The organism is Bacillus sp. FSL W8-0223, assembly GCF_038006805.1.
Classification (GTDB): domain Bacteria; phylum Bacillota; class Bacilli; order Bacillales; family DSM-4216; genus Bacillus_O; species Bacillus_O smithii.
Genome location: NZ_JBBOVX010000001.1, coordinates 1,169,365 through 1,190,775, shown reverse-complemented (window position 1 = coordinate 1,190,775; position 21,411 = coordinate 1,169,365). Strand labels below are relative to the sequence as shown.

At 38.4% G+C, this 21,411-nt stretch carries 18 protein-coding genes, 2 pseudogenes and 1 riboswitch; of the genes and pseudogenes, 5 read left to right on the top strand and 15 right to left on the bottom strand.

The genetic code is table 11. The annotated features are described in order from the left end of the window. The first annotated feature begins 270 nt into the window (after nucleotides 1–270). Both NST81_RS05940 and NST81_RS05935 read left to right on the top strand, forming a co-directional pair. On the top strand, nucleotides 271–624 hold the full coding sequence (locus NST81_RS05940; protein WP_048622970.1) for a DUF485 domain-containing protein: 354 nt from the start codon (nucleotides 271–273) through the stop codon (nucleotides 622–624). Then, nucleotides 621–2,147 (top strand): annotated as a pseudogene (locus tag NST81_RS05935) (solute symporter family protein). Before NST81_RS05940 ends, NST81_RS05935 begins: the two are co-directional and overlap by 4 nt. A gap of 612 nt (nucleotides 2,148–2,759) precedes the next feature. Here NST81_RS05935 and NST81_RS05930 read toward each other — a convergent pair. The 10 genes from NST81_RS05930 to NST81_RS05885 form a co-directional block, all read right to left on the bottom strand. After that, nucleotides 2,760–3,608 (bottom strand): iron chelate uptake ABC transporter family permease subunit, encoded by an 849-nt coding sequence (locus NST81_RS05930; protein ID WP_327797594.1) that lies wholly within the window; start codon nucleotides 3,606–3,608, stop codon nucleotides 2,760–2,762. Then, on the bottom strand, nucleotides 3,554–4,261 hold the full coding sequence (locus tag NST81_RS05925; RefSeq protein WP_003354222.1) for a metal ABC transporter ATP-binding protein: 708 nt from the start codon (nucleotides 4,259–4,261) through the stop codon (nucleotides 3,554–3,556). The genes NST81_RS05930 and NST81_RS05925 overlap by 55 nt, the downstream gene beginning before the upstream one ends. Before the next feature lie 92 nt (nucleotides 4,262–4,353). Next, a complete protein-coding gene (locus tag NST81_RS05920) occupies nucleotides 4,354–5,283 on the bottom strand; it encodes a metal ABC transporter substrate-binding protein (protein WP_341028869.1) in 930 nt (309 codons plus the stop codon). Between the two features lie 223 nt (nucleotides 5,284–5,506). Beyond that, complete coding sequence (rpsN, locus tag NST81_RS05915; protein ID WP_048622964.1) at nucleotides 5,507–5,776, bottom strand: 30S ribosomal protein S14; 270 nt, start codon at nucleotides 5,774–5,776, stop codon at nucleotides 5,507–5,509. A 634-nt stretch (nucleotides 5,777–6,410) separates the two neighbouring features. Next, the gene (locus tag NST81_RS05910) at nucleotides 6,411–7,184 is read right to left on the bottom strand and encodes a Cof-type HAD-IIB family hydrolase (RefSeq protein WP_341028868.1); all 774 of its coding nucleotides are present in this window, start codon (nucleotides 7,182–7,184) and stop codon (nucleotides 6,411–6,413) included. A 619-nt stretch (nucleotides 7,185–7,803) separates the two neighbouring features. Next, the gene (gene tenA / locus NST81_RS05905) at nucleotides 7,804–8,481 is read right to left on the bottom strand and encodes a thiaminase II (RefSeq protein ID WP_040341359.1); all 678 of its coding nucleotides are present in this window, start codon (nucleotides 8,479–8,481) and stop codon (nucleotides 7,804–7,806) included. Then, nucleotides 8,481–9,776, bottom strand: coding sequence for an acetylornithine deacetylase (locus tag NST81_RS05900; protein WP_048622962.1), 1,296 nt, complete (start codon nucleotides 9,774–9,776; stop codon nucleotides 8,481–8,483). The genes tenA and NST81_RS05900 overlap by 1 nt, the downstream gene beginning before the upstream one ends. Before the next feature lie 101 nt (nucleotides 9,777–9,877). Continuing rightward, nucleotides 9,878–9,983, bottom strand: a riboswitch (TPP riboswitch). Nucleotides 9,984–10,190: 207 nt separating this feature from the next. Next, the gene (locus NST81_RS05895; protein WP_341028863.1) at nucleotides 10,191–10,805 is read right to left on the bottom strand and encodes a nitroreductase family protein; all 615 of its coding nucleotides are present in this window, start codon (nucleotides 10,803–10,805) and stop codon (nucleotides 10,191–10,193) included. Nucleotides 10,806–10,940: 135 nt separating this feature from the next. Further along, complete coding sequence (locus NST81_RS05890; protein WP_048622960.1) at nucleotides 10,941–11,135, bottom strand: YezD family protein; 195 nt, start codon at nucleotides 11,133–11,135, stop codon at nucleotides 10,941–10,943. 468 nt (nucleotides 11,136–11,603) lie between these two features. Then, nucleotides 11,604–11,933 carry a hypothetical protein gene (locus NST81_RS05885; RefSeq protein ID WP_244878045.1) on the bottom strand — a complete coding sequence of 110 codons (330 nt, stop codon included), beginning with the start codon at nucleotides 11,931–11,933 and terminating at the stop codon, nucleotides 11,604–11,606. Nucleotides 11,934–12,209: 276 nt separating this feature from the next. On the opposite strand from NST81_RS05885, the gene NST81_RS05880 reads away from it, so the two are divergent. Then, nucleotides 12,210–13,625 carry an MFS transporter gene (locus NST81_RS05880; RefSeq protein ID WP_341028862.1) on the top strand — a complete coding sequence of 472 codons (1,416 nt, stop codon included), beginning with the start codon at nucleotides 12,210–12,212 and terminating at the stop codon, nucleotides 13,623–13,625. 626 nt (nucleotides 13,626–14,251) lie between these two features. Here NST81_RS05880 and NST81_RS05875 read toward each other — a convergent pair. The 5 genes and pseudogenes from NST81_RS05875 to NST81_RS05855 all read right to left on the bottom strand — a co-directional run bounded on the left by NST81_RS05875 (nucleotide 14,252) and on the right by NST81_RS05855 (nucleotide 18,752). After that, on the bottom strand, nucleotides 14,252–15,454 hold the full coding sequence (locus NST81_RS05875; protein WP_341028860.1) for a GTP-binding protein: 1,203 nt from the start codon (nucleotides 15,452–15,454) through the stop codon (nucleotides 14,252–14,254). Nucleotides 15,455–15,641: 187 nt separating this feature from the next. Continuing rightward, nucleotides 15,642–16,534: pseudogene (gene folE2 / locus NST81_RS05870) on the bottom strand (GTP cyclohydrolase FolE2). Nucleotides 16,535–16,660: 126 nt separating this feature from the next. Next, nucleotides 16,661–16,810: a 50S ribosomal protein L33 gene (gene rpmG, locus NST81_RS05865; protein ID WP_048622957.1), complete on the bottom strand. Its 150-nt coding sequence runs from the start codon at nucleotides 16,808–16,810 to the stop codon at nucleotides 16,661–16,663. Between the two features lie 390 nt (nucleotides 16,811–17,200). Beyond that, on the bottom strand, nucleotides 17,201–18,484 hold the full coding sequence (locus NST81_RS05860; RefSeq protein WP_048622726.1) for an IS110 family transposase: 1,284 nt from the start codon (nucleotides 18,482–18,484) through the stop codon (nucleotides 17,201–17,203). Between the two features lie 121 nt (nucleotides 18,485–18,605). Further along, complete coding sequence (locus NST81_RS05855; RefSeq protein ID WP_156179221.1) at nucleotides 18,606–18,752, bottom strand: hypothetical protein; 147 nt, start codon at nucleotides 18,750–18,752, stop codon at nucleotides 18,606–18,608. 893 nt (nucleotides 18,753–19,645) lie between these two features. On the opposite strand from NST81_RS05855, the gene NST81_RS05850 reads away from it, so the two are divergent. Further along, nucleotides 19,646–20,374, top strand: coding sequence for an ABC transporter ATP-binding protein (locus NST81_RS05850; protein WP_341028855.1), 729 nt, complete (start codon nucleotides 19,646–19,648; stop codon nucleotides 20,372–20,374). After that, a complete protein-coding gene (locus NST81_RS05845; RefSeq protein ID WP_341028854.1) occupies nucleotides 20,371–21,399 on the top strand; it encodes an ABC transporter permease in 1,029 nt (342 codons plus the stop codon). The genes NST81_RS05850 and NST81_RS05845 overlap by 4 nt, the downstream gene beginning before the upstream one ends. Nucleotides 21,400–21,411: the final 12 nt, after the last annotated feature.

Below are 21,411 nucleotides of genomic sequence, written 5' to 3'. Positions count from 1 at the left end.
AGAAATGTCAAAAAGGTTTCCTTATCATATAAAAGGCCTCGTTGAGTTTTTCTCCAATCCATGAGTTGGTGCTTATTTCGAATTTTACTAAAGTACTCCTTGCCCCAGAAAATTTAAAGCATAGCGGCTGAGTATGATAATACCCACTTAAATTATCAAAATTTTCTAAAAATATATTGCGTATGGACCATTGTTTTTTTAAAATAAACTCATGGTTCTGATATATGTAAGCGATTTCATAACTGAATCATTTATAAAGGAGTGACGAATATGGAAAACAAAGAGTTGCAATCATCATCCCCGCTGGAAAGCACAACGATCGACTACGAAAAAATCGCTGCCAGCGAACCATTTCAACATCTTGTTTCATCAAAAAGAAAACTTCTTGTACCACTCACAGTATTCTTTCTCGTTTTTTACTTTGCGCTTCCTTTTCTGACCTCATTCACTAAAGTGTTAAACAACTATGCCATCGGCGATATTTCTTGGGCTTGGATTTTCGCATTTGCACAATTTATCATGACTTGGACGCTTTGTACGGTATATGTCAAAAAGGCAAACAAATTCGATGATATGGCAGGAAACATTTTGGAAGAATATAAAAACAAGGGGAGTAACGTATGAGTATAACGGCATTTATTTTATTTGTTATTATTGTAGGCATTACCCTTGTGATTACGTACTGGGCAGCGAAGAGAACCAAAACAGCTAGCGAGTTTTATACAGCCGGCGGCGGACTCAACGGCTGGCAAAACGGTTTGGCGATTGCAGGCGACTACTTGTCTGCCGCATCCTTTTTGGGAATTGCCGGAGCGATTGCCTTAAACGGATTTGACGGGTTTTTCTACAGTATTGGCTATCTTGTTGCCTATTTAGTTGTTCTGTACGTCGTGGCGGAGCCATTGAGAAACCTTGGAAAATATACTTTGGCAGACATGATTACCGCTAGGTTCGACCAAAAGAAAATCCGCGCAGTTGCGGCCATCAACACCATTGCCATTGTGATCTTTTATATGATCGCTCAACTTGTCGGAGCGGGAGCACTCATCCAATTATTGCTCGGCATTGATTATTGGATCGCCGTTTTAATTGTCGACATCATGATGACAATTTACGTGCTGTTCGGCGGAATGACCGCCACAAGCTGGGTGCAAATCATCAAAGCCGCCTTGTTAATGCTTGGAACGGTCATTATTTCTTTCTAAGTTTTAATGAAATTTCATTTTAATCTGTTCAATATGTTTACTGAAGTTAAAAACGCTACACCTCATGGCGAAAACTTTTTGCATCCTGGAATTAAATATAAAGATCCGATCGATACGATTTCGATTACGCTGGCATTAGTTCTTGGAACAGCAGGCCTTCCTCATATTTTAATGCGCTTCTTCACCGTAAAGGACGCAAAAACGGCCCGCAGTTCTGTCGCTGTGGCCACATGGGTCGTGGGATTGTTTTACATTTTGACCATCTTTCTTGGCTTCGGCGCCGCTGCCTTTGTCGGGTCCGAAAAAATCATTCAAGCGAACGCAGCGGGGAATATGGCCGCTCCGTTGCTGGCGCAAGTGTTGGGCGGAGATTTCCTCATGTCTTTCGTATCTGCCGTCGCTTTTGCAACGATTTTAGCGGTTGTAGCGGGGCTCGTTTTATCGGGGGCCTCTGCTTTTGCACATGATATTTACGGGCAGATTATCAAAAAAGGAAACATAACGGAAAAACAACAAGTGTCAGCTGCTCGTTATTCTTGTATTTCCGTCGCTGCATTATCCATCATTTTAGCTTTATTTGCCCAAAAAATGAATGTGGCCTTTCTCGTTTCATTAGCATTTTGCGTGGCAGCCAGCGCCAACTTGCCCGTCATTCTATTTACGATTTACTGGAAAAAGTTTAATACGGCAGGAGCCATTACAGGAATGCTTTCGGGTCTGGCTTCATCCCTTATACTCGTCATCATAAGTCCAAACGTGATTGCCCCGGAACCAGGCACCGCGATTATAGTCGGAAAACCGCTTATTTCATTAACCAATCCTGCCATCATATCCGTGCCAATCGGATTTTTAGGAGCTTATTTAGGTACCGTTTTGTCGCCAAAACGAGATGACAAAAAATTCGCTGAAGTGACGGTCAAAGCCAATACAGGCTTAAAATAATTTTCTTTCATCTATAGAAAAGTCATCAATCCGTCACCAGAAGCTGTTCCCGTTTTGCGGCATTTCTTCCTTTGCTTTCGGGAAGTCTATTTTCAAACGGATCTATATCTTGGTAAAAAGAAAACACGCAACCCTCTTCTTTTCTCTATACTTGAATCGACCTGAAGCAAGCAATAAAGAATAGGGTTGCGTGCGGTACGATTTTTACATGACTCTTCCCTGATTAAAAGATGGTCCAGTCATTTTGATAGAATGAACAAATTTCGGAGGATATACTTTCATTTCTGCGTTTCATACAAATAGTGCTTATGGACTCATCGAAAAGATGGAATGATGTGATTCATTATATCAAAATTCAAAATTCCATGAAAAAGCGGATTGATTTTACGATGAGGCTAAGTACTGAACAAAATAAGACAAAACAATGGGGAAGAAATTCGCTGCATCGCTTCTAATCAAAAGAGATAGCCAGGCAGAATGCGAGCATAAAGTATAAAAGCTTAAGCAAGAGTTCTTGCTTAAGCTCCTTGACACATACAATACTTGATAAATCAAATATTTGAACAGAAAAAGTTGGAAAGAGCCTAATGAATTCATTTTGTTCTAGGAATATCAGGAATCCATATTTTTAGGTTGATGTGTTATGAATCTCTTCATTTGTAATAATAATTTTTGAATCACAAATCCAACCAATAAAATGACAACAAGCAATAATGTAATCGTCGCCCCGGGTGGAGTCCCCAGCTTATAGGATGAAATAAGTCCGGAAAAGATGCTGATTCCTGCTACTGCAATCGCTGTGATGAACACCATTTTAAATCCCTTTGCCATTCTGATAGCAAAAGCAGCGGGCAGAACCAATAGTGCTGAGACTAGAAGCACTCCAACCATGGGGATAATAATTGAAATGCACAATCCTGTCATAACGCTAAAAGACAGCGATAAAAGGTTCGTATTCACCCCACTGGTGAAAGCAGTATCTTCATCGAATGTAAGCAAATATAAAGGCCTTCTTAAAAAAAGAAAATAAAGCAACAAGAGTATTGTGACTCCTATCATTTCATATAACTGCCGATCCGTAATGGTCACAATCGAGCCAAACAAATATTGTTCAATATTTGTGGTCATTCCGCCTTCTGTCAAGCTTAACAGGAACAAAGCGAATGACAAACCTGCTGCCATTAAAATAGCGATGGATACTTCTGAGTAGGTTCGATACGCCCTCCTCATATATTCAATTCCAATGGCTCCTGCGATAACGACTAAAATACTGGACAGTATAATAGGCGAATGGATGAAATATCCAATGGCTACCCCGGCTAGAGAAATATGAGATAATGTATCAGCCATTAAAGCTTGTCTCCTTAAAACAAGGAAAACTCCGAGCATTGGAGCGATAATGGCAATTAATCCGCCAGCCCAAAACGCCCGTTGCATGAATTCCAGGTTAAACATTTCCATCCGCCTTGCTCTCCCCTTTCTAAATGGATGATTTTATCTAAATACGGTTCTACTTCATTCTGCTCATGAGTCACCATAATGACCGTGCGATGATGTTGTTTGACTTGGTGATGCATAAATTTATAAAAACCTTGCCGGCTTTCATAGTCCATTCCTGTTGTAGGTTCATCCAATACGAGTAAATCCGGATCAGATGCCAATACTCGTGCAATACAAATTTTTTGTTTTTGACCACCTGATAAATCCCCGATTTTATGATGGCGAAATTCCCACATTCCCACCATTTTTAACGCATTTTCTACTTTTTTATGATCGGTTTGACTCAATCTCTTTAACCACTTCCCGCGTCGAAACCTTCCCGATTGAACTAACTCTAATACGGTGCTTGGAAAACCAACATTAAAAGAGGCGATTTGTTGAGGCACATATCCGATGGTTAATCGTTTTCCTTGAATATTTTGTTTGCTGATGGTAACCGTTCCTTCCCAAGGCTTTAGCAAACCTAGCATCACACGCAGCATCGTTGATTTAGAAGCTCCATTTGGTCCTGTAATTCCTACAAATTCCCCGCTATGAATCTCAAAGGACACTCCATTTAAAACGGGAGTATGCGAATATCCAAATACAACATGATCTAAAGATACTAATTTCAACAGCTTCTCCCCCTTTCCTATAGAACAAATAAAAAGTGGGCGCCTATTTTTCAAAGACGCACACTTATAAAATTAATGGCTTCTGCACAAAATTATGGATTCATTAATGATTTTTTCAAAGAGTCTAGATTTCTTTTCATGATTTTCACATAATTAAGACCTTTATCTTGCTCTTCTTTGGTTAAACCTTCTAAAGGACTTAATACCTCCGTTTTCGCACCTACCTCATTCGCCAAAGTCTGGGCTACTTTAGGTGAAGCAATCTCTTCAAAATAAATGATTTTCACCTGATGCTTCTGGGCAAATTTTTTGAGTTCCGCTAATCGTGCCGGACTAGGCTCTTGTTCAGGAGTAAGTCCCGAAATGGGAACTTGTTTCAGCCCATACTCTTTGGCTAAATAACTAAAAGCAGTATGTTGTGTAATAAATTCCTTTTTTGGTGCTTTTTCAAGTGTCGTGCGGTATAAATGATCAAGTTGTTTCAGTTGCTGAATGTATGCTTGACTGTTTTTTTCGTAATAGGCTTTATGTTCAGGATCTTTTGCCACAATGGCTTTCGTAATGTTTTCCACTTCTTTTTGAGCTAATACCGGATCCAGCCATACGTGAGGATCTAAATGAGATCCTTTATCTCCTTCTTCTTCCTCTTTAGCCCCTTTTATCAAAGAAATCCCTTTACTAGCATTCACAAATTTTACATTATTTATACTTTTTTGGAGATCAGGAGCCCATGTTTCCAGCTCAGGGCTGTTATAAATCAGCAGGTCTGATTTTTGAATTTTTTCGATATCTTTAGGAGATGGGTCCCAATCATGCGGCTCTACATTGGCAGGAATTAAAAGATCTACTTGCGCTTTGTCTTTTGTAATGTTTTTCGTAAATTCATACATAGGGTAGAATGTAGTCGCAATATGTAGCTTAGAATCTTTCGAATTAGATCGGCTTTCATTGTTGCTGCATCCTGCAATCGCTAATGAACACATCAGCAATGCCAAGAAAACCATGAATCGGAAGCGTTTCATCCTCTTTTCTCCTTTTTTATTGATTTATCTTAAACGGAATGGATATTTGCAAATCAAAATGATTACGATTTTGTCGTGTTAGAATAATACTATTAGAACTACAGTGTAGTCAAGTAAAAGTTCTAATCTCCATTCTTTTACTTTCTTGAAAAAGAAAAGAACACGATTATTCATTGCAAAAATGTTTTCACTTCTAAATCTTAGTCCATTGAATCAAAGAAAATTACCAGCTTGATTTTTTCACGCCCGGAATCTGACCTTTATGAGCATACTCACGAAAAGCAATGCGGGACATTTTAAATTTTCTTAAGTATCCACGTGGCCGCCCAGTTATTTCGCATCGATTTCTCAATCGCGTTGGAGATGAATCACGCGGTAACTTTCGCAATGCCTCATAATCTCCTTTTTCCTTTAATTCCTTGCGCAGGGCGGCATATTTCTCAACCATTTCTTGACGTTTTTTTTCTTTTACGATCTTTGATTTTTTAGCCATTTTTTTCATCCTTTTAAAAAAATAAGCCTTTTCATCATCCAACATTCATCAATTGATAATTATAATCATTACGATTTACTAGATAAGCTGCTTATTTGCTTATTATGAAAGTATACATACATAATGATCGTTTCAGAACCAGTGCATTGAATCCCTCCTTTTTGTTATAAATCGTAATGATTACGATTTATAACGTATTATAAACGAACTTTGCTGCCATTACAATATATTCTCAAGAAAGATTTTTACGCATACAAACGTAAAGACAATAGAGAAAATGTCTTCCCTCTTATTATTGAAACGTCTTGGCTATTGAATAGCCTAATGGAAAACAACATCATGATTCTTACAAGGAAACAATGACACGTTTAAGATAAAACTTTTATTCATTGTGAATTAACCAATAATAAAAGGCTTGCAGACTGTCAAGCAATTTTGACTTTGTCGACAAGCCGTCATTTTAAAAACCAGATCGAATTCTGCTTTAAACTGTAAGTATTTTTTTAGTTTGAACCCTTTTCTTCTGAAAAAAATTGCTTCTTTAGAGGGCAATGTATAGCGTCTGACAAAAAAGCCGTTCAATATTCCCCTATAAAATGGTAAGAAATACACACCGATTGAACTCATCGTACCGTTAAATCAGCTCTAAATACTCCAGCCCGTATCGAATGCCCCCTTCATTCACGTGCTTGGTCGTGAAATCAGCAAAAGGCTTTACCTCTTCATGGGCGTTTCCCATCGCAATGCCCATTCCAACATAAGAAAGCATTTCTTTATCGTTTAAACCGTCTCCGAATGCTACCGCGTCATCAGGGGATAGTTTCAAGTGCTGCAGCATAGCTGCAATCCCTTTTGCCTTCGATAAATCGGAAGGAAGCACATCCATCGACAACGGATGCCAACGAATAAAAGAAAGATCGTTAAATTTCTCAAGGTAATGAGTCTCTTCATGTTCTTGGCAATAGAGCAATGCTTGATAGATACTAGTATCCTTCCAATAATACGGTTGGAAACCAGGCGACTCCAGCTTGAGAAATTGAAAACTTTCGACTACATGGGGATGCTGTTTTTTGTTCGCATAGCATTCTTTATGGCTCAAATAAACGATGGGATGGTTGAATCGATGGGAATATTGCTCCAATTGTTCCAAACTGGCGGGATGAATCGGTTTTTCAAAGATGACTTTCCCTTTATATACAACGTACGAACCGTTAAAGCTTACAAAAGAATCAATTCCTAATTCTTCAGCAATATGACGAAAATGAAATGGGGCTCTACCAGTCGCAAAAGACACTTCAATGTTTCGCTCTTTCAGCTTTCGAATGGCCTCTTTTGTGTCAAGAGGTATGGTCGAATCTTTATTGACTAATGTGCCGTCAATGTCGAAAAAGACGATTTTATAAGACATAGTCTCTCTCCCTACATATTTTTTGAAAATGGCATTTTTTCACCCAATCACGATTTATCCGACCATTTTCATGGCTTAATTCAATCATCCCGCGAACAGAAGCTCCTTCCATTCATTTTATAACAAGAACGCAGCAAGAATGTCCAAACACGACACAAAATTGCCCGTATAGGACTTGTATGTATGTAACCTTCCATTTTAAGCAGGTGCCTATAAAAAGAGTTTAATTAATGCTTTGTCATTTTGATGATGAGGAGGATTCAATGTCATTATACGCATGAAAAATGACTTGGGTAAGGTTCCTCTAAGCCTATCCAACATATTCGCCACTGTATTGAAGATCTCCTTCATATTTAAAACTTTTCTTTATCTATAAACCTCCCGCTTTTCCCGGGAGGCTGGAAATGGTTTGCTGAATGCGTTCTAAAACGAAAAAATCCTTTGAAACGTCAACTTTCATCAACACCAATCATCGTTCGGGATATCTATAGCTGTCATTTCAGCTATCATTTTCGGCATAATCCATAAAATTTTTTACACCATCTATTTCATATATAAAATAGTACTCATCGCACAGCGTGAGGGTTTTATGATATTCCGGCAAGTCGTCAGTACTTTATCATTCCCGTTCAGTTGGCCACATTTCCTCGTTGTAAGCCATCTCCCAAAACATGTATTCAAATCGAGTCGTGTTCAAGAAAATTTCTTCCAGTCTCGCAAGTTCTGATTCTTGTTTTCCTGCTGCAAGATCATCGAGAAGATGGATACACCATTGAGCGAGTTCTCCAAATTCCTCCGAGCTGTACATTTGAATCCATTCTCCATAAAGTTCATGATCACTAGCCCCCGGCAAACGGCTTAATTCTTTACCAATCTCCCAATAGCTCCACATACAAGGAAGTATAGCGGATACAAGTTCCGCAAGCGTACCATTTTGGCCGACATGCAGCATATAATGCGTATAAGCCAGTGTAGTGGAAGAAGGTTTGGCTTTTTCAAGCTCCTCTTCGCAAATGTCAAATCGTTTCGCATATTGGCGGTGAAGAGACATCTCCTCATTGATGGTGGAATGCAAAAGCGCTGAAAATTTCCCCATTGTTTCTACATCATCAGCCTTAACGGCACCCAATGCAAATAATTTGGAATATTGAATCAAGTATAGGTAGTCTTGAATCATATAAAATCGAAATTTTCTTGGATCAAGAGAGCCATCTCCCATTTCCTGTACAAAGGGATGAGAATGATTCTTTCTCCAAATAGGTTGTATTTTTTCGTATAATCTTTTACTAAATTTCATCATAGCCACTCCTTTTTTCCATCGGATTTCGTATGACACCATTGATAAATAAAGGTCAACATGACTTTCGTATAATCGACCAATTGATCAATCGATATATGTTCATTCACAGCATGAGCGTTGTGCAAATCACCCGGTCCATAAATCGCTGTAGAAATACCGGCTTCACCTAGCCATCCACCGTCAGTGACTGTTTGGGACACATCTATGATAGGATCGGTTTTACAAACGTCTCGGTGCGAACGGGCTAACAATTGTACTCCGGGATGCGTAGGATCCACTTCCAGCGATGGAAAAATTTCACCGCGATCTTCAATCATGGAAGTGCCCCCCCATTTAAAAGTGGGGGGATTTTCTCTTAACCACACATCTCCTTGAGCTACCATTTTTAGATGCTCCTCGATTTCTTTTGCAACCTCTTCATAAGATTCATTCGGATAATAATGGACCGTGATCCATAATCGGCATTCATCCGCAATAAAAGCGGCATGTCTTCCGCCCTCAATCACTGCCGGGTTAATGGTATTGGATCCCGGAGGGAATCCCGGATAACTTTTCGTTACAGCCCAATGACGTTCCAGCTCCTGTAACCCCTCTATTACTTTCATCATTTTTTCAATCGCGTTTGCGCCAAACAATCTCCCACCGGCATGGATCATGTTTCTTCTCATTGCATCGTGAAACGTTTCTTTACTTTTAACAGTGATCCAGCCGGTAATAACACCGCCTTGTCCTTGAATATGTAAGTCGCTTGTATCTACAACAACTGCAAAATCAGCCTTGTACCCGCGTTTACAGCATTGCAGCGTTCCTGCTTCGCCTACTTCCTCCCCAATAACCGATTGAAAGATGAGATCCCCTGGCAATTCAATCTCTGCTTCACGAAGCAATTGAATAGCAAACAGTGCTCCGGCTAGCCCGCCCTTCATATCTGCAGCACCACGCCCCACTACTACTCCGTCTTTCACTACTGGTTTAAAAGGATTCACTTCCCAGTCCTCATTTTCATCCACTTCTGCGACGTCAATATGACCATTTACAATCAGACTCTTATAATTTTGGGAGTTCTTTCCTTTTAAAACTCCCACCACATTAGGATCACCGGGATAAACATCCCACATATCAATCTTAAAACCTAGGTTCTTCAAGAATTCTGCCACAAATGATTGCGCTTCTTTTGTATTTCTGGCCGGCGGGGCAGGAGTTCTAAAAGAAATAAGCTTTTTCAATAGATCAATCAATTCTTGTTTTCGTTGATCGACTTGTTCAACAATCCGATGTAAATTTTGGCTCACCGAATACTCTCCCCCTTATATGCATAAAAAAACCACTTCTTGTTCAAAGAAGTGGCGGCGGCATCATCCAATCGAAAAACAAAGCATGTCTTTCGAAAAAGATGACGACAACACCGCTTCCCTACGCTAGTATTACCTAGTTCAGGTGATAAGGGTTAAGGCCATTATGCCTCTCTCAGCTTTTCAAAAGCACCCCTAGTGGTGTATAACGATTCGATTTTATAAAAATTTTTCCGAAAATCGTAATAATGACTATTTTTGTTCATTTTAACATATCAAGACTACTTGTTCAATTGCACAGGAGGATTCGTATGACCTAGCAGCCCCAATATTTTTCCAATAAGCAAACTCTACTCTGATTTAGAATGAAATCCACACTGAAATGGATTATAGAAACCCTTCATCTTAAGAATTTTACGAGCTCACTTTCCCTTCAAAAACCAATTCTTTTAAAGGTTTTCTCGTATTTGGATTTTCACGCTTCTGCAAGTTTTCATCAAGTATTTCTTTTTCGCCTTGATAACCAATAGCAATCACGGCATGTAGATCAAAATTTTGCGGAATATTTAACAATCTGCGATCCTCCTCTCGATCAAATCCTCCAATGGCATGTGTTACAAGACCGAGCAAAGTGGCCTGAATTGCTAAATATCCCCAAGCAGCGCCAGTGTCGAACGCATGTGCACCATTAGGATCACCATTCTCTCTTTGTTTGTTTGAAGCAACTAGAACAAGAACGGGAGCCTTTTCTGCCCAAGTTCGATTAAAAGGATGAAGAAATTGGTGGAAAGTTGTTAATTGCTCAGATGTTTTCGCCACAATAAAACGCCAAGGCTGGTCATTATAGGAAGAAGGAGCCCAATGAGCCGCTTCAAGTACACTATACAAATCTTCATCAGAAACTTTCCGATCGGAAAATGCGCGAGGAGACCATCGATTTAAAAATAAAGGATTAACGGAATGCGCAGCTTTTCGAAATTCTTTCACTTCATTGTATAGCTGTTCGACAGGATTTACAGTTAAACTCATTTAATATACCCCTTTTCAAATTTAAATGATGATTACGAATCTTCGTTTCTGTTTCGTTCTAAAGCAGTTATAAACTGTCTATTCTTTCAGTCGGCCTATCCGTGCTTAAAAGGCTTAAGGTTCGATAAAAAATTTTTACCGGAATGATCTTTTAGAGGCTGATTTTTGAATATCAGTGACTCGATTTTTTGTAAGAGGAAATCTCTTTTTCTCCGTAATATCCAATTGGGTAATCTCTCCTTCATGTATCGTAATTAATATGGATCCATAATCTAAATTATTAATTGCTGCAAGAATTTCGTTTAGCTTTGAATCGTTATAAGTAGACATAAGGTTCCTCCTCATTCATTATAAATTCTATTATTCTTATTAATTAACTATGTTTTAACGCAATAAAAGTGAAAACATTCATTTTTCTCTTAAGAATACACCGTTGTCGAATAACCAAAGTCTTGCGGGCGTTCTTTCGCAAATTCAATTGAGATAATAGAATCTTCTAACGATCCGTTTGCTATAGGGAGTTTGAAAATGGGTCGTATAGCGGTTTCCACACTTCCGCAGGAAGAAAATAATTGAAATTTCCGTAAACGAAAGACATCTACGTTTTCACTTTTTAAAAAAGAAAACCCCCTATGTTGCCATTCTGATCCTTGCGGCAAATTATAGGAGGTTCTGGTTGTCCAGTCACCTATCAATAGAAAAAATGAAAATAATAAGGATTCTTTTCTGTTTATGGCTTGAAATCGGCCAGTGATTTCATTTGGAAAATGCCAGTTGTGTCTTGATATCTCGCTTGAATTATTTAGTATGAAAAAATTCAATCAATTTTTTTGTAAGTCCCCCATTTCCAAAACGGATAAATTTATGCTGCCCGGATCCATTTTCTGTCTCCCTGACAAATTTAAGAAAAGCTAATATATAGATTCGTCGAGAAATAATCTCTTCCAACCCATGTTCATAAAACCAGTGATCAATGGTGTTATAGACCCCTCTATTGATGCCGTATTGTTGATGGCACCAATGAAAAAAACTCAAATCCGGCATATTTAAATACTTGTTCTCCCTTAGGGAGTTTTTCTTTTCTTTTCGAACGGGTGGCTCCCAATAGATTAGATTATTGTTTGGCATATAGATTTCCTCCCTAATGTAGTGATTAATAAGCTAAAGAGATTCAAATACGCCTTGTAAAAAGGAACTCAGATGTTATGCTGGAATACTATAATCAATACTATTCTTATCGGAATTAATTGATTTATTTTTCTAAATATTAGCAACAGACCATTTAAAAGTCAATACCTTAAAGTTTTATTTTCATTTTTTCCATTCTATATTAAAAACCAACTTGATTTATAGGAATAATGTGTTTAAAATAAATCTCAAACTTTATTGGAAAGGAGTAAGGAGATGAGTATTCGGGAATACAAGATTCATTCCAGACAGGATATTATTGACTTTGTCAATTCCAATCCCGTCACCCCAAAAGGAAAGAAAATTATTTTAGTCGCATTAGGAGGGATTTTTGTAGATGCCTATGATTTCACTAGTCTGGGCATTGGAACAGATCAATTAAAAGAGCAATTTCATCTCTCCCCCACGGAACTGGGGAGTCTTACAGCGATCATGGCTTTAGGTGCTTTGTTAGGCGCTACACTCGGAGGATATTATACAGATAAGTTTGGAAGAAATAAGATGTTTCTTATAGACTTGTTTTTTATGGTATTTTCTGCTTTAGGAGCAGCACTTTCCCCTAATTTATTCTGGCTCGCCATCTTCCGTTTTTTGATGGGGATAGGCGTCGGGTTAGATGTGCCAGTTGCTTTAAGCTTTATTGCTGAGTATAGCAATTTGAAGAAGAAAGGACAGTATGTAAACTTGTGGTGCCCGTTATGGTACTTAGCCGCCACCGTTACAGGCTTCGTTGTTTTCCCTTTTTATTTTTTTGAACAACAAGAAGACGTTTGGAGATGGTCGGTTGGTTTTGGAGCAGTAGCCGCTCTTATCGTCTTGATCACAAGATATCTGTTCATGAATGAAAGTCCGATGTGGGCAGCCTATCACTTGCCTCTAAAGGATGCAGCAAATGTTTTGGAGAAAACTTATAAAATAAAAGCTGTGATTGTTCCCAACAAGGACCAAAACCTTGAAATTCCTGCAAAAAAACTATCGTATAAAGCGATTTTCCATGGAAAATATAAAATACGTACATTATTAGCCTCTGTAATAACTTGCACACAAAGCATGGAATATTTCGCTGTTGGTTTTTATATCCCTACCATTTCTTCTATGATTTTTGGAAAAGATTTGATTTACGCCATTATTGGGACGATATTTTTTAATATATTTGGGGTCATAGGGGGATTTACTCAATCATACCTTACAGAAAAATTAGGAATTCGAAGACTTGCGATTATAGGTTACGTTATCGCTGCGGGCAGTTTATTGACCTTAGGTATAACGGGTAATCAATTCTCTGTCATATTACCTACAATTTTTCTCGCTTTATTTATATTTGGTCACTCTTTTGGTCCAGGTTCACAAGGAATGGCGATGGCGACTCTTTCCTATCCTACGGAATTGCGTGGTTTAGGAACGGGCTGGGGACAAGGTACAACCCGTGTCGGAAGTATATTAGGCTTTTTTATATTTCCTGTCGTCCTGTCTTTGGTAGGTTTTCAAACTACCATCCTTTTCTTGACAATTATCCCCACGATTGGATTGATCGCAACCGTTTTAATAAAATGGGAACCTATCGGAAGAGATATCGAAAAGGAAGCAGTTGAAAACACAATCTTACCACTAAGTGAAGGGAAAGCTTTTTAAAGGAAGTATCTAGTTTTCATAATACCAGCAGATCGGCATTGTCTCATTTGCAGACAGATAATTAGGAATATTTCGTTTTTTAAGCGATATTATGATGACGCTCACTCGTGTTTGAGGTGCTGAGGCTGTATAACATTTGGGGGATGGAAAATTCACGTTTTAGATTTAGGATGGACATCAAGATATCCATTCCCCTTAGCGTAAAGTTTCTCATTTGCTTTATTGGCCCTATTATTTCGAACATAAACATATATAGTCCCCTGTTATTGGAATATCCTTGTTTTTTACAATAAAAAAAGCATGTAGACAAAGCTTTAAGTGCTTCGCTTTGTCTGCATGCTGATCTGTCCGTCATATGGATGCATTTGTAGGACTAAAACTTCTTCTCATTTATTCGTCTTGCAAGAAAGCGTTTTTCTAAATTTGTCCCTATTCTTTTCTAATTGTTCTAATTCTCTTTTCGTTAAATTGTTTTTAGATTCTTCCATGAATCTTTCATAAGAAACAAATTTTCTTAACAGCATAACTTCTCCTTTCTATGTATTATATGAATATAAGAAAGAGTGAACCGATCATTGCTCATAAAATTCTATAAACTGTCTATTTGGCAAAAAAACACATTCTTTTTATCGCTGCTGCAAATTCCAATGAAATGGATCTTCCGATAATTTCCAATCACGATCAAACTCATCAGGAGTTAGAAGGCATTTATCTAAATCTTCTATCAATTCAGGTGGGTTTAAATCTCTACCTATGAAAACAAGTTTCGTATGTCTATCTCCAAACTGAGTATCCCAATCATCTAATAGTTGAGGCTCTTCTCTAAAAATCTGTTCTTGTTCCCGCATAGGCAGGGAGGCTACCCAATAAGAAATAGGTTCTATGGATACAGAAGGACCCGCCTGCGACAGCAGCAATGCCAAATCATTTCGAGTTGCACACCAGGCAATCCCTTTCGCTCTCACGATATTTTTGGGCATAGAGTGGATCCAATTGTTAAATCGTTCTGAGTGGAAAGGAAGACGCCTTGCATATACAAAAGAAGAAATGCCATATTCCTCTGTTTCCGGTGTGTGATTTTGATGTCCACTTGTTAATTCTTTTATCCAACCAGCGGAAGAACTTGCTTTTTCAAAGTCAAATAGACCCGTATTTAATATCTCATTTGGTCTGATTACTCCATTGATCGTACGGATGATTTTAGCATCCGGTTGGAGAGTTTTCAGTACATTTTCAAGTATGTCCAAATCCTCTTTCGTCACAAGATCACATTTATTGATGATCAGAACATCACAAAATTCAATTTGATCAATCAGTAAGTCTGCGATTTCTCTCGTATCGTTTTCTCCTACCGCTTCCTTGCGATCCAGTAAACTGTCGCCTGATTGAAAATCGTGCCAAAAACGATAAGCGTCTACTACTGTTACCATAGTATCTAATCGGCAAAATTTAGTTAAATCAATTCCCATTTCTTCATCAATATAAGAGAAAGTTTGGGCAACTGGTACAGGCTCACTAATCCCGGTAGACTCGATGAGAATATAGTCGATGTTTCCTTCGTTAGCGATTCTCTCAACCTCTATTAATAGATCTTCTCGAAGTGTACAACAAATACAGCCATTAGACATTTCAACAAGCTTCTCATCCGTTCGAGACAACCCTCCACCCTGCTTTACCAGATCTGCATCTACATTAATTTCGCTCATATCATTTACTATTACGGCAACTCTTAAGCCATCCCTATTGTTCAAAATATGATTGAGTATCGTGGTTTTGCCAGAACCTAAATACCCGCTCAATACTGTAACCGGTATTTTCTTTTTATTCATCATCATTCCTCCTGAACATTGAAAATGATTTGAAGCGTTCTTTTCGACCAATAAATTCAAAGAAACGAATACTTTATTTTACATTTCGTCGCAAGAACTGTTTATTGATAAGGAGATTACCATTGTTGCCGTTTTAATTTATAAATGAAAACGCGGGATTTTTTCTAAACCATTAATCCGTTTATCATTATTTTTGAACGGTAATGGAAGCTATAGCATCATGCAGATGAATAGATTCCTCATTTCTGCATTCGATTGTAAACGATTCCATCCACTCTATTTCGTAAAGATTTGCCGCCACAAGACGTACCATATCTTCTACAAAACGCGGATTTTCATAAACTTGTTCGGTTACTATCTTTTCATCTGTTCTCTTCAATACAGGATGAATACATGCACTCGCATTAGATGCTGCTGCATGTAATAAAACTTTCTTCCAGTCCGTTTCATCTTGATAACGAGGTGAAAGTTGAACCTCATGGCCACATATCCCCGCTGATTATGGGCCCCGTACTCACTTATTTCTTTTGAACAAGGGCATAACGTTGTAATTCCGCAAGTTAATGCCGCTTCATTTGTAAAGCCCGATTGCTGATGGTATTGAGTCACCATTTTTGCATGGGCATGGTTAAGACCTGTTCACTCCGAAGAAGGTCCTGTACGTTCATAAAACCACGGGAAACTCACTTCTATTTTCGTATCTTTTTGCTCTATTCGTTGTGACAACTCTCGTGCAAAATCATGTAAAGTAGAAAAATTCAACGTAAATCCTTTATGCCTGTATTGTTCTAACTGTTCCATAAACCGACTCATGTTGTTCCCTTTCTGGTTATGCGGTAGACTGGAAGTTAAAGAAAACGTCGCTATGGTCGTTTGTTGTTTCGGAGACAGTAGACTATTTACGTTAACAGGCAGTTTTACGTTGCTGATACCAACTTGATCGATAGAAATTAAGAAATGATTCTTTTGACTTTGTATATCTACCATCTCGTGTTTTTGAGTTGGTTTTATTTTTGTACCCGGTGAGACAGATCCAAACAATCTATGCCTTTCTTTTTTTGGCGGAAGTTGAAAATTCATGTTTTCACCCTGTCTTGCGATGATGGTAAAGCGATGTCGTCTTTTCATATAATTCCCACATAAAGAAACATCCTAGCGATAAGAGAATCGATACTACGTTCATTTCTTGACAAACTGAGTTTGACGTTATTTCGTTTCCCGATGCAATGTATATCTTTTTAAACGCGGTGAATACTTTCTTAATTCTAAACGCTCTGGATGTGTACGTTTATTTTTCGTAGTAATATAATTTCGATCTCCAGTTTCTGTGCAAGCTAATGTAATTTTGACTCTCATTTTCTCTCCTCCCTCTATAAACTTTAATTTTCTTCAAAATTCTCACGTTTTCTTTAAATTTCGCTAACACATAATAGCTTCTTCACCTCAAATGAGTGGATATTACTTGTATTTATTCAATATATTTACATGGTAAGGTGCATCCTATAATACAGATTTACAATATCTGTAATATCATGTATGACCGTGCAAGAAGTCTCCACACTTCTCATGGTCGCTCACCCTCCCATGTATCACTGGATTTTAAGATCCACACATTCCTTCGTCCTGCGTACCCATGAGGTGGAGGTTGGATATGCTCCTTTACAGGGTCTAATGCCCGAATGGTGAAAATATACTCCAACTCTGCACTATTGGTGTTTGTCAGAATAACAAGTCGTTTGAAAGCTTTTATGCAGCCTGTAATGCTTTTATTTGAGGTAATCCCTTTAATAGCTTTAATCCATCAAACTCACACTGTTTCTTACCAATGGCAAATAACACACGTAATAATTTACAACACAAGGCAATCAGAGACTGTTGTTTTTTTAACGGCCTGTCTGGCCGATTGGTATAGTAATGATGCAAGGCTTTAAATACAGGATTATGGGCAACCAATGGTCGAATGGCCAGGTATAATGCTTTTCGTAAACGTCTTCGACCCCTTTTGGTTATGCGTGTTTGCCCTTTATACTTTCCTGAACTGTGTTCTCTTAAAGAAAGCCCTGCCAGATTGACTAATTGTTGCGGATGATTGTACTTGGTTAAATCTCCTACTTCCGCAAAGAACAAAGCAATGGTAGTGTAACTAAGTCCCGGGATATTGGTCATTTGTTTCGCACCTGGTATGCTTTCAACAACACCTTCTAGTTCTTCATCTAGTTGTGCTAACTGTTTCTTGTAAAGCTCATATTGATCCAATAGGCAATCCAATTCTCTTTTTGCGAACTGGATTCCTGTCTCAATCCCAACGCTCTTTTTCGCTACTTCTACGAGTCGGGTTGCTCGTTTCAGCCCAACCCCACGCTGTACATACGGTTTCCATTTTTGCAGCACTTCTTCTGGTGACAACTTTTGAATATGAGAGGGAAATGGAAACATGCGCAAGGTATAAAAGGCTGCTTTACCTTTCCAATCTCCAAACACATCGAAAAACTCTGGGAAAAAGCGCTGAATGACGTTTTCAATCCGCCCTTCAATGATCATAAGCTGTTTGATGAGCTGATCTCGTAATTTGACGCCTTCCCTTAGTTCAGCGTATACGCCCTCTAATAGGTTCGGTACGGAGTATCGCCCATCTTTCATTAACTGTGCAATGACACGAGCATCTTTTGTATCGTTTTTTGTAGGCGAATTGTCATCAAGCTCTTTACTTTTTTTGACGTGCATGGGATTCACTAGCACTACATCATATCCTTTTGCCTTAAGAAAGTAAGCAAGATTTAGCCAATAATGACCTGTTGGCTCCATTCCAAAAATCACGTGGTCCTTATGATTTTCTTTTTGAATATGATTAACCCAATCTAATAAGGTTTGAAAGCCGTGTATACGATTTTCAAAGATCAATCTCTTGCCAAATTCTAAGCCTCGGTCATCTTGAAAACGGGCAACGTGCTTTTCTTTAGCTACATCAATACCTACAATGAGAGTTGATGGTGTAATTTGAGAGATTTTTTGATTTTGTGTATAATTCATTTTGAGTCCTCCTTGGTTTATTGAAATTCGGGGTCAACGCGCATTGACACCCTGTACTATACCAAGGGGACTTTTTTTTATCAAACCTCAAATTTCCTCATTACAGGAATGCTCCTTTAGGTTAATAAGATGCTAAAAATGGTGGAATTGGATCCTTAAATAAAGACCAATCTTGTTGACTCTCTTCTTCCGTTAGCAAACACTGATCCAACGATTGTTCAATGGCTAATTGGTTCATATGAATACCAATCATGACCAATCCCGTCATTCGATCACCTTATGTTTCACCCCAACTTATTTGAATACTTTCTCCATAATTGTCCCATCCACTACGTAGAAATACTCTTTTTGATAATCGAAATTATTACGATTTAATGATTGTCACGATACCACCAGTTTGCTGAAAATACGGTTTTGCCTCCGGCTCTGCCAAATTCCCCTGCTAATCAAAAATTTTAAAAGAAACATCTCTTCGATCCGATCGTTCCTTATCTAAGTAAATGCGGCTTTCTGTTGCCTTTAGCTGTATGAATGAATTTTATCTATTTGAGACTCCCCCCTCTTTTTATCCAGCAACCATTCCCAAAATCACAGTATCGCCAAGTAAATGTTTATGTATTTGGGCACTCATTTTTTCAAAGCGATACTTCTATCTTTGGAATGTTTTCATTGGACTAACCTGTTTATTCCACCAATAGATAATCGATCCTTACTAGCACATTTTAAAACGTAATGATTCCGATTTGCAAGATAAAAATAAAAAAATGTGAAAAATTTCATAAAAAGGTGTCATTCATCTATAAGATCGGTTTCACTTACACAAAAGATATGATCATTAAAAAATGAATTTCTTTCAACGAAAAGATAAGACTTCGATTCCGTGAATAAAATACTTTATTAAAGCATATAGTGTTCCATTTGTACTATTCCCAGATTCCTCTCTTTTCGAAGCAGTTGCTCACTTGCCTTATGAACAGAATGAATATAATTTTCCAAATTCACACTTTTAAGGCCTTCCCCTTCTAAACCATATCAAAAAAGGAAAAGATACTGCCAACAGTGAATGATTATTATAAAAATGAGTGATTACTCACTTTACAAAATCCTTTTTTTCCGTTTAGTATAAAAGTGAGTAATCACTCAAGAAAGGAAGGAGACTCTATGCCCGAAAAACCGTGTATTTCTTTGGAACACGTGTCTAAACGTTTTGGGAAAAAGAAAGTCATTGAAGATGTATCATTAGAAGTTTTCAGAGGGGAAATTTTTGGAATGCTCGGACCTTCAGGGGCTGGAAAAACGACAATTGTCAAAATGTACGCTGGAATCGATGAACCTACCGAGGGAACGATCGATGTGTTGAATACAAAAATGCCAAACCTTCATGTCATGAAACAAATTGGTTTTATGGCACAGTCTGATGCCTTATACAATGAATTAACAGCTCTTGAAAATTTACAGTTTTTCGCTTCTATTTATGGATTAAAAGGGAAAAAGCAAAAGCAGCGTATCAACGAAGTCATGCAGCTGGTGAATTTAACAGATCATTTAAAAAAGAGCGTCAGCCAATTTTCCGGTGGGATGAAGCGGCGTTTGTCACTTGCCGTTTCTTTATTACATGAGCCGGAAGTTTTAATCCTAGACGAGCCAACAGTCGGAATTGACCCATTGCTTCGCCAAGCCATTTGGGATGAACTGGACCGAATTCGACAAAACGGAACAACGATTGTCGTAACTACTCACGTCATGGATGAAGCAGACAAATGTGGACGTCTTGCCATGATTCGCGACGGTCGCCTCATCGCGTTAGGCAGTCCGGAGGAATTAAAGAACCGGACGAATTCTCGAACCATTGAAGAAGCATTTTTATATTTTGGAGGTGCACGACAATGAGAGTCCGCGCGATCGTCATTCGTATCATTCGCCAATTTTTCCGAGACAAACGTACACTTGCGCTCATGATTGTGGCTCCCATGTTTATCCTTTTTTTAATGAATCTTGTGTTTAATGGAAAAGATTATAAACCAACGATTGCGGTTGATCCCAACGTTCCTGAAGTTGTTATTGAGAAGTTAGCCAAACATGATGCGGATGTTAAAGAAATGACAAAAACGACCGCTCATCACCAATTAAAAACGCAGCAAGTGGATGCTTTTATGGAAATGGATAAGGGAGCTCCAAAGATGACGTTAGAAGGAAGCGATCCCAATGTGAATAAAGCTGTCCTTTTGACGGTGCAAAAAGCGATGCAAGAATTAGCTCCTCAAACACCATCCATGCATTTAAAAACGTCTTATTTACACGGTTCAGAAGATATGGCGTTATTCGATTATTTCGGACCGGTGTTAATCGGCTTTTTCATATTCTTTTTCGTATTCTTAATCGCAGGTGTTTCTTTCCTTCGCGAGCGCACAGGAGGAACATTGGAACGAATACTAGCCACTCCTTTAAAACGTTGGGAAATCGTAGTAGGGTATGTCATCGGATTTGGGATTTTTACCACTTTTCAGGCGAGCTTAATCTCTTGGTTTGCGATTGATATTCTTGACATGATAATGGAAGGCTCATTCTTATACGTCCTTTTTATTACATTTTTATTGGCCATGACCGCTTTAACTTTGGGAACGTTGCTGTCTGCCTTTGCTAATAATGAACTGCAAATGTTTCAATTTATACCGTTGGTCATTGTCCCGCAAATTTTCTTTTCCGGGTTGTTTAACCTAGAAACCATGCCAGAGTGGCTTCGTTCATTAAGCGTTGTTATGCCTCTCACATACGGAGCGGATGCGCTTCGGGAAATTATGATTCGCGGCAACGGCTGGAATGAAATTGCCCAAGACGCCTATGTATTACTTGGCTTTTCCGTTTTGTTTATGATATTAAATGTGATAGCATTAAAAAAATACCGAAAACTGTAAGGGGTAGTATGA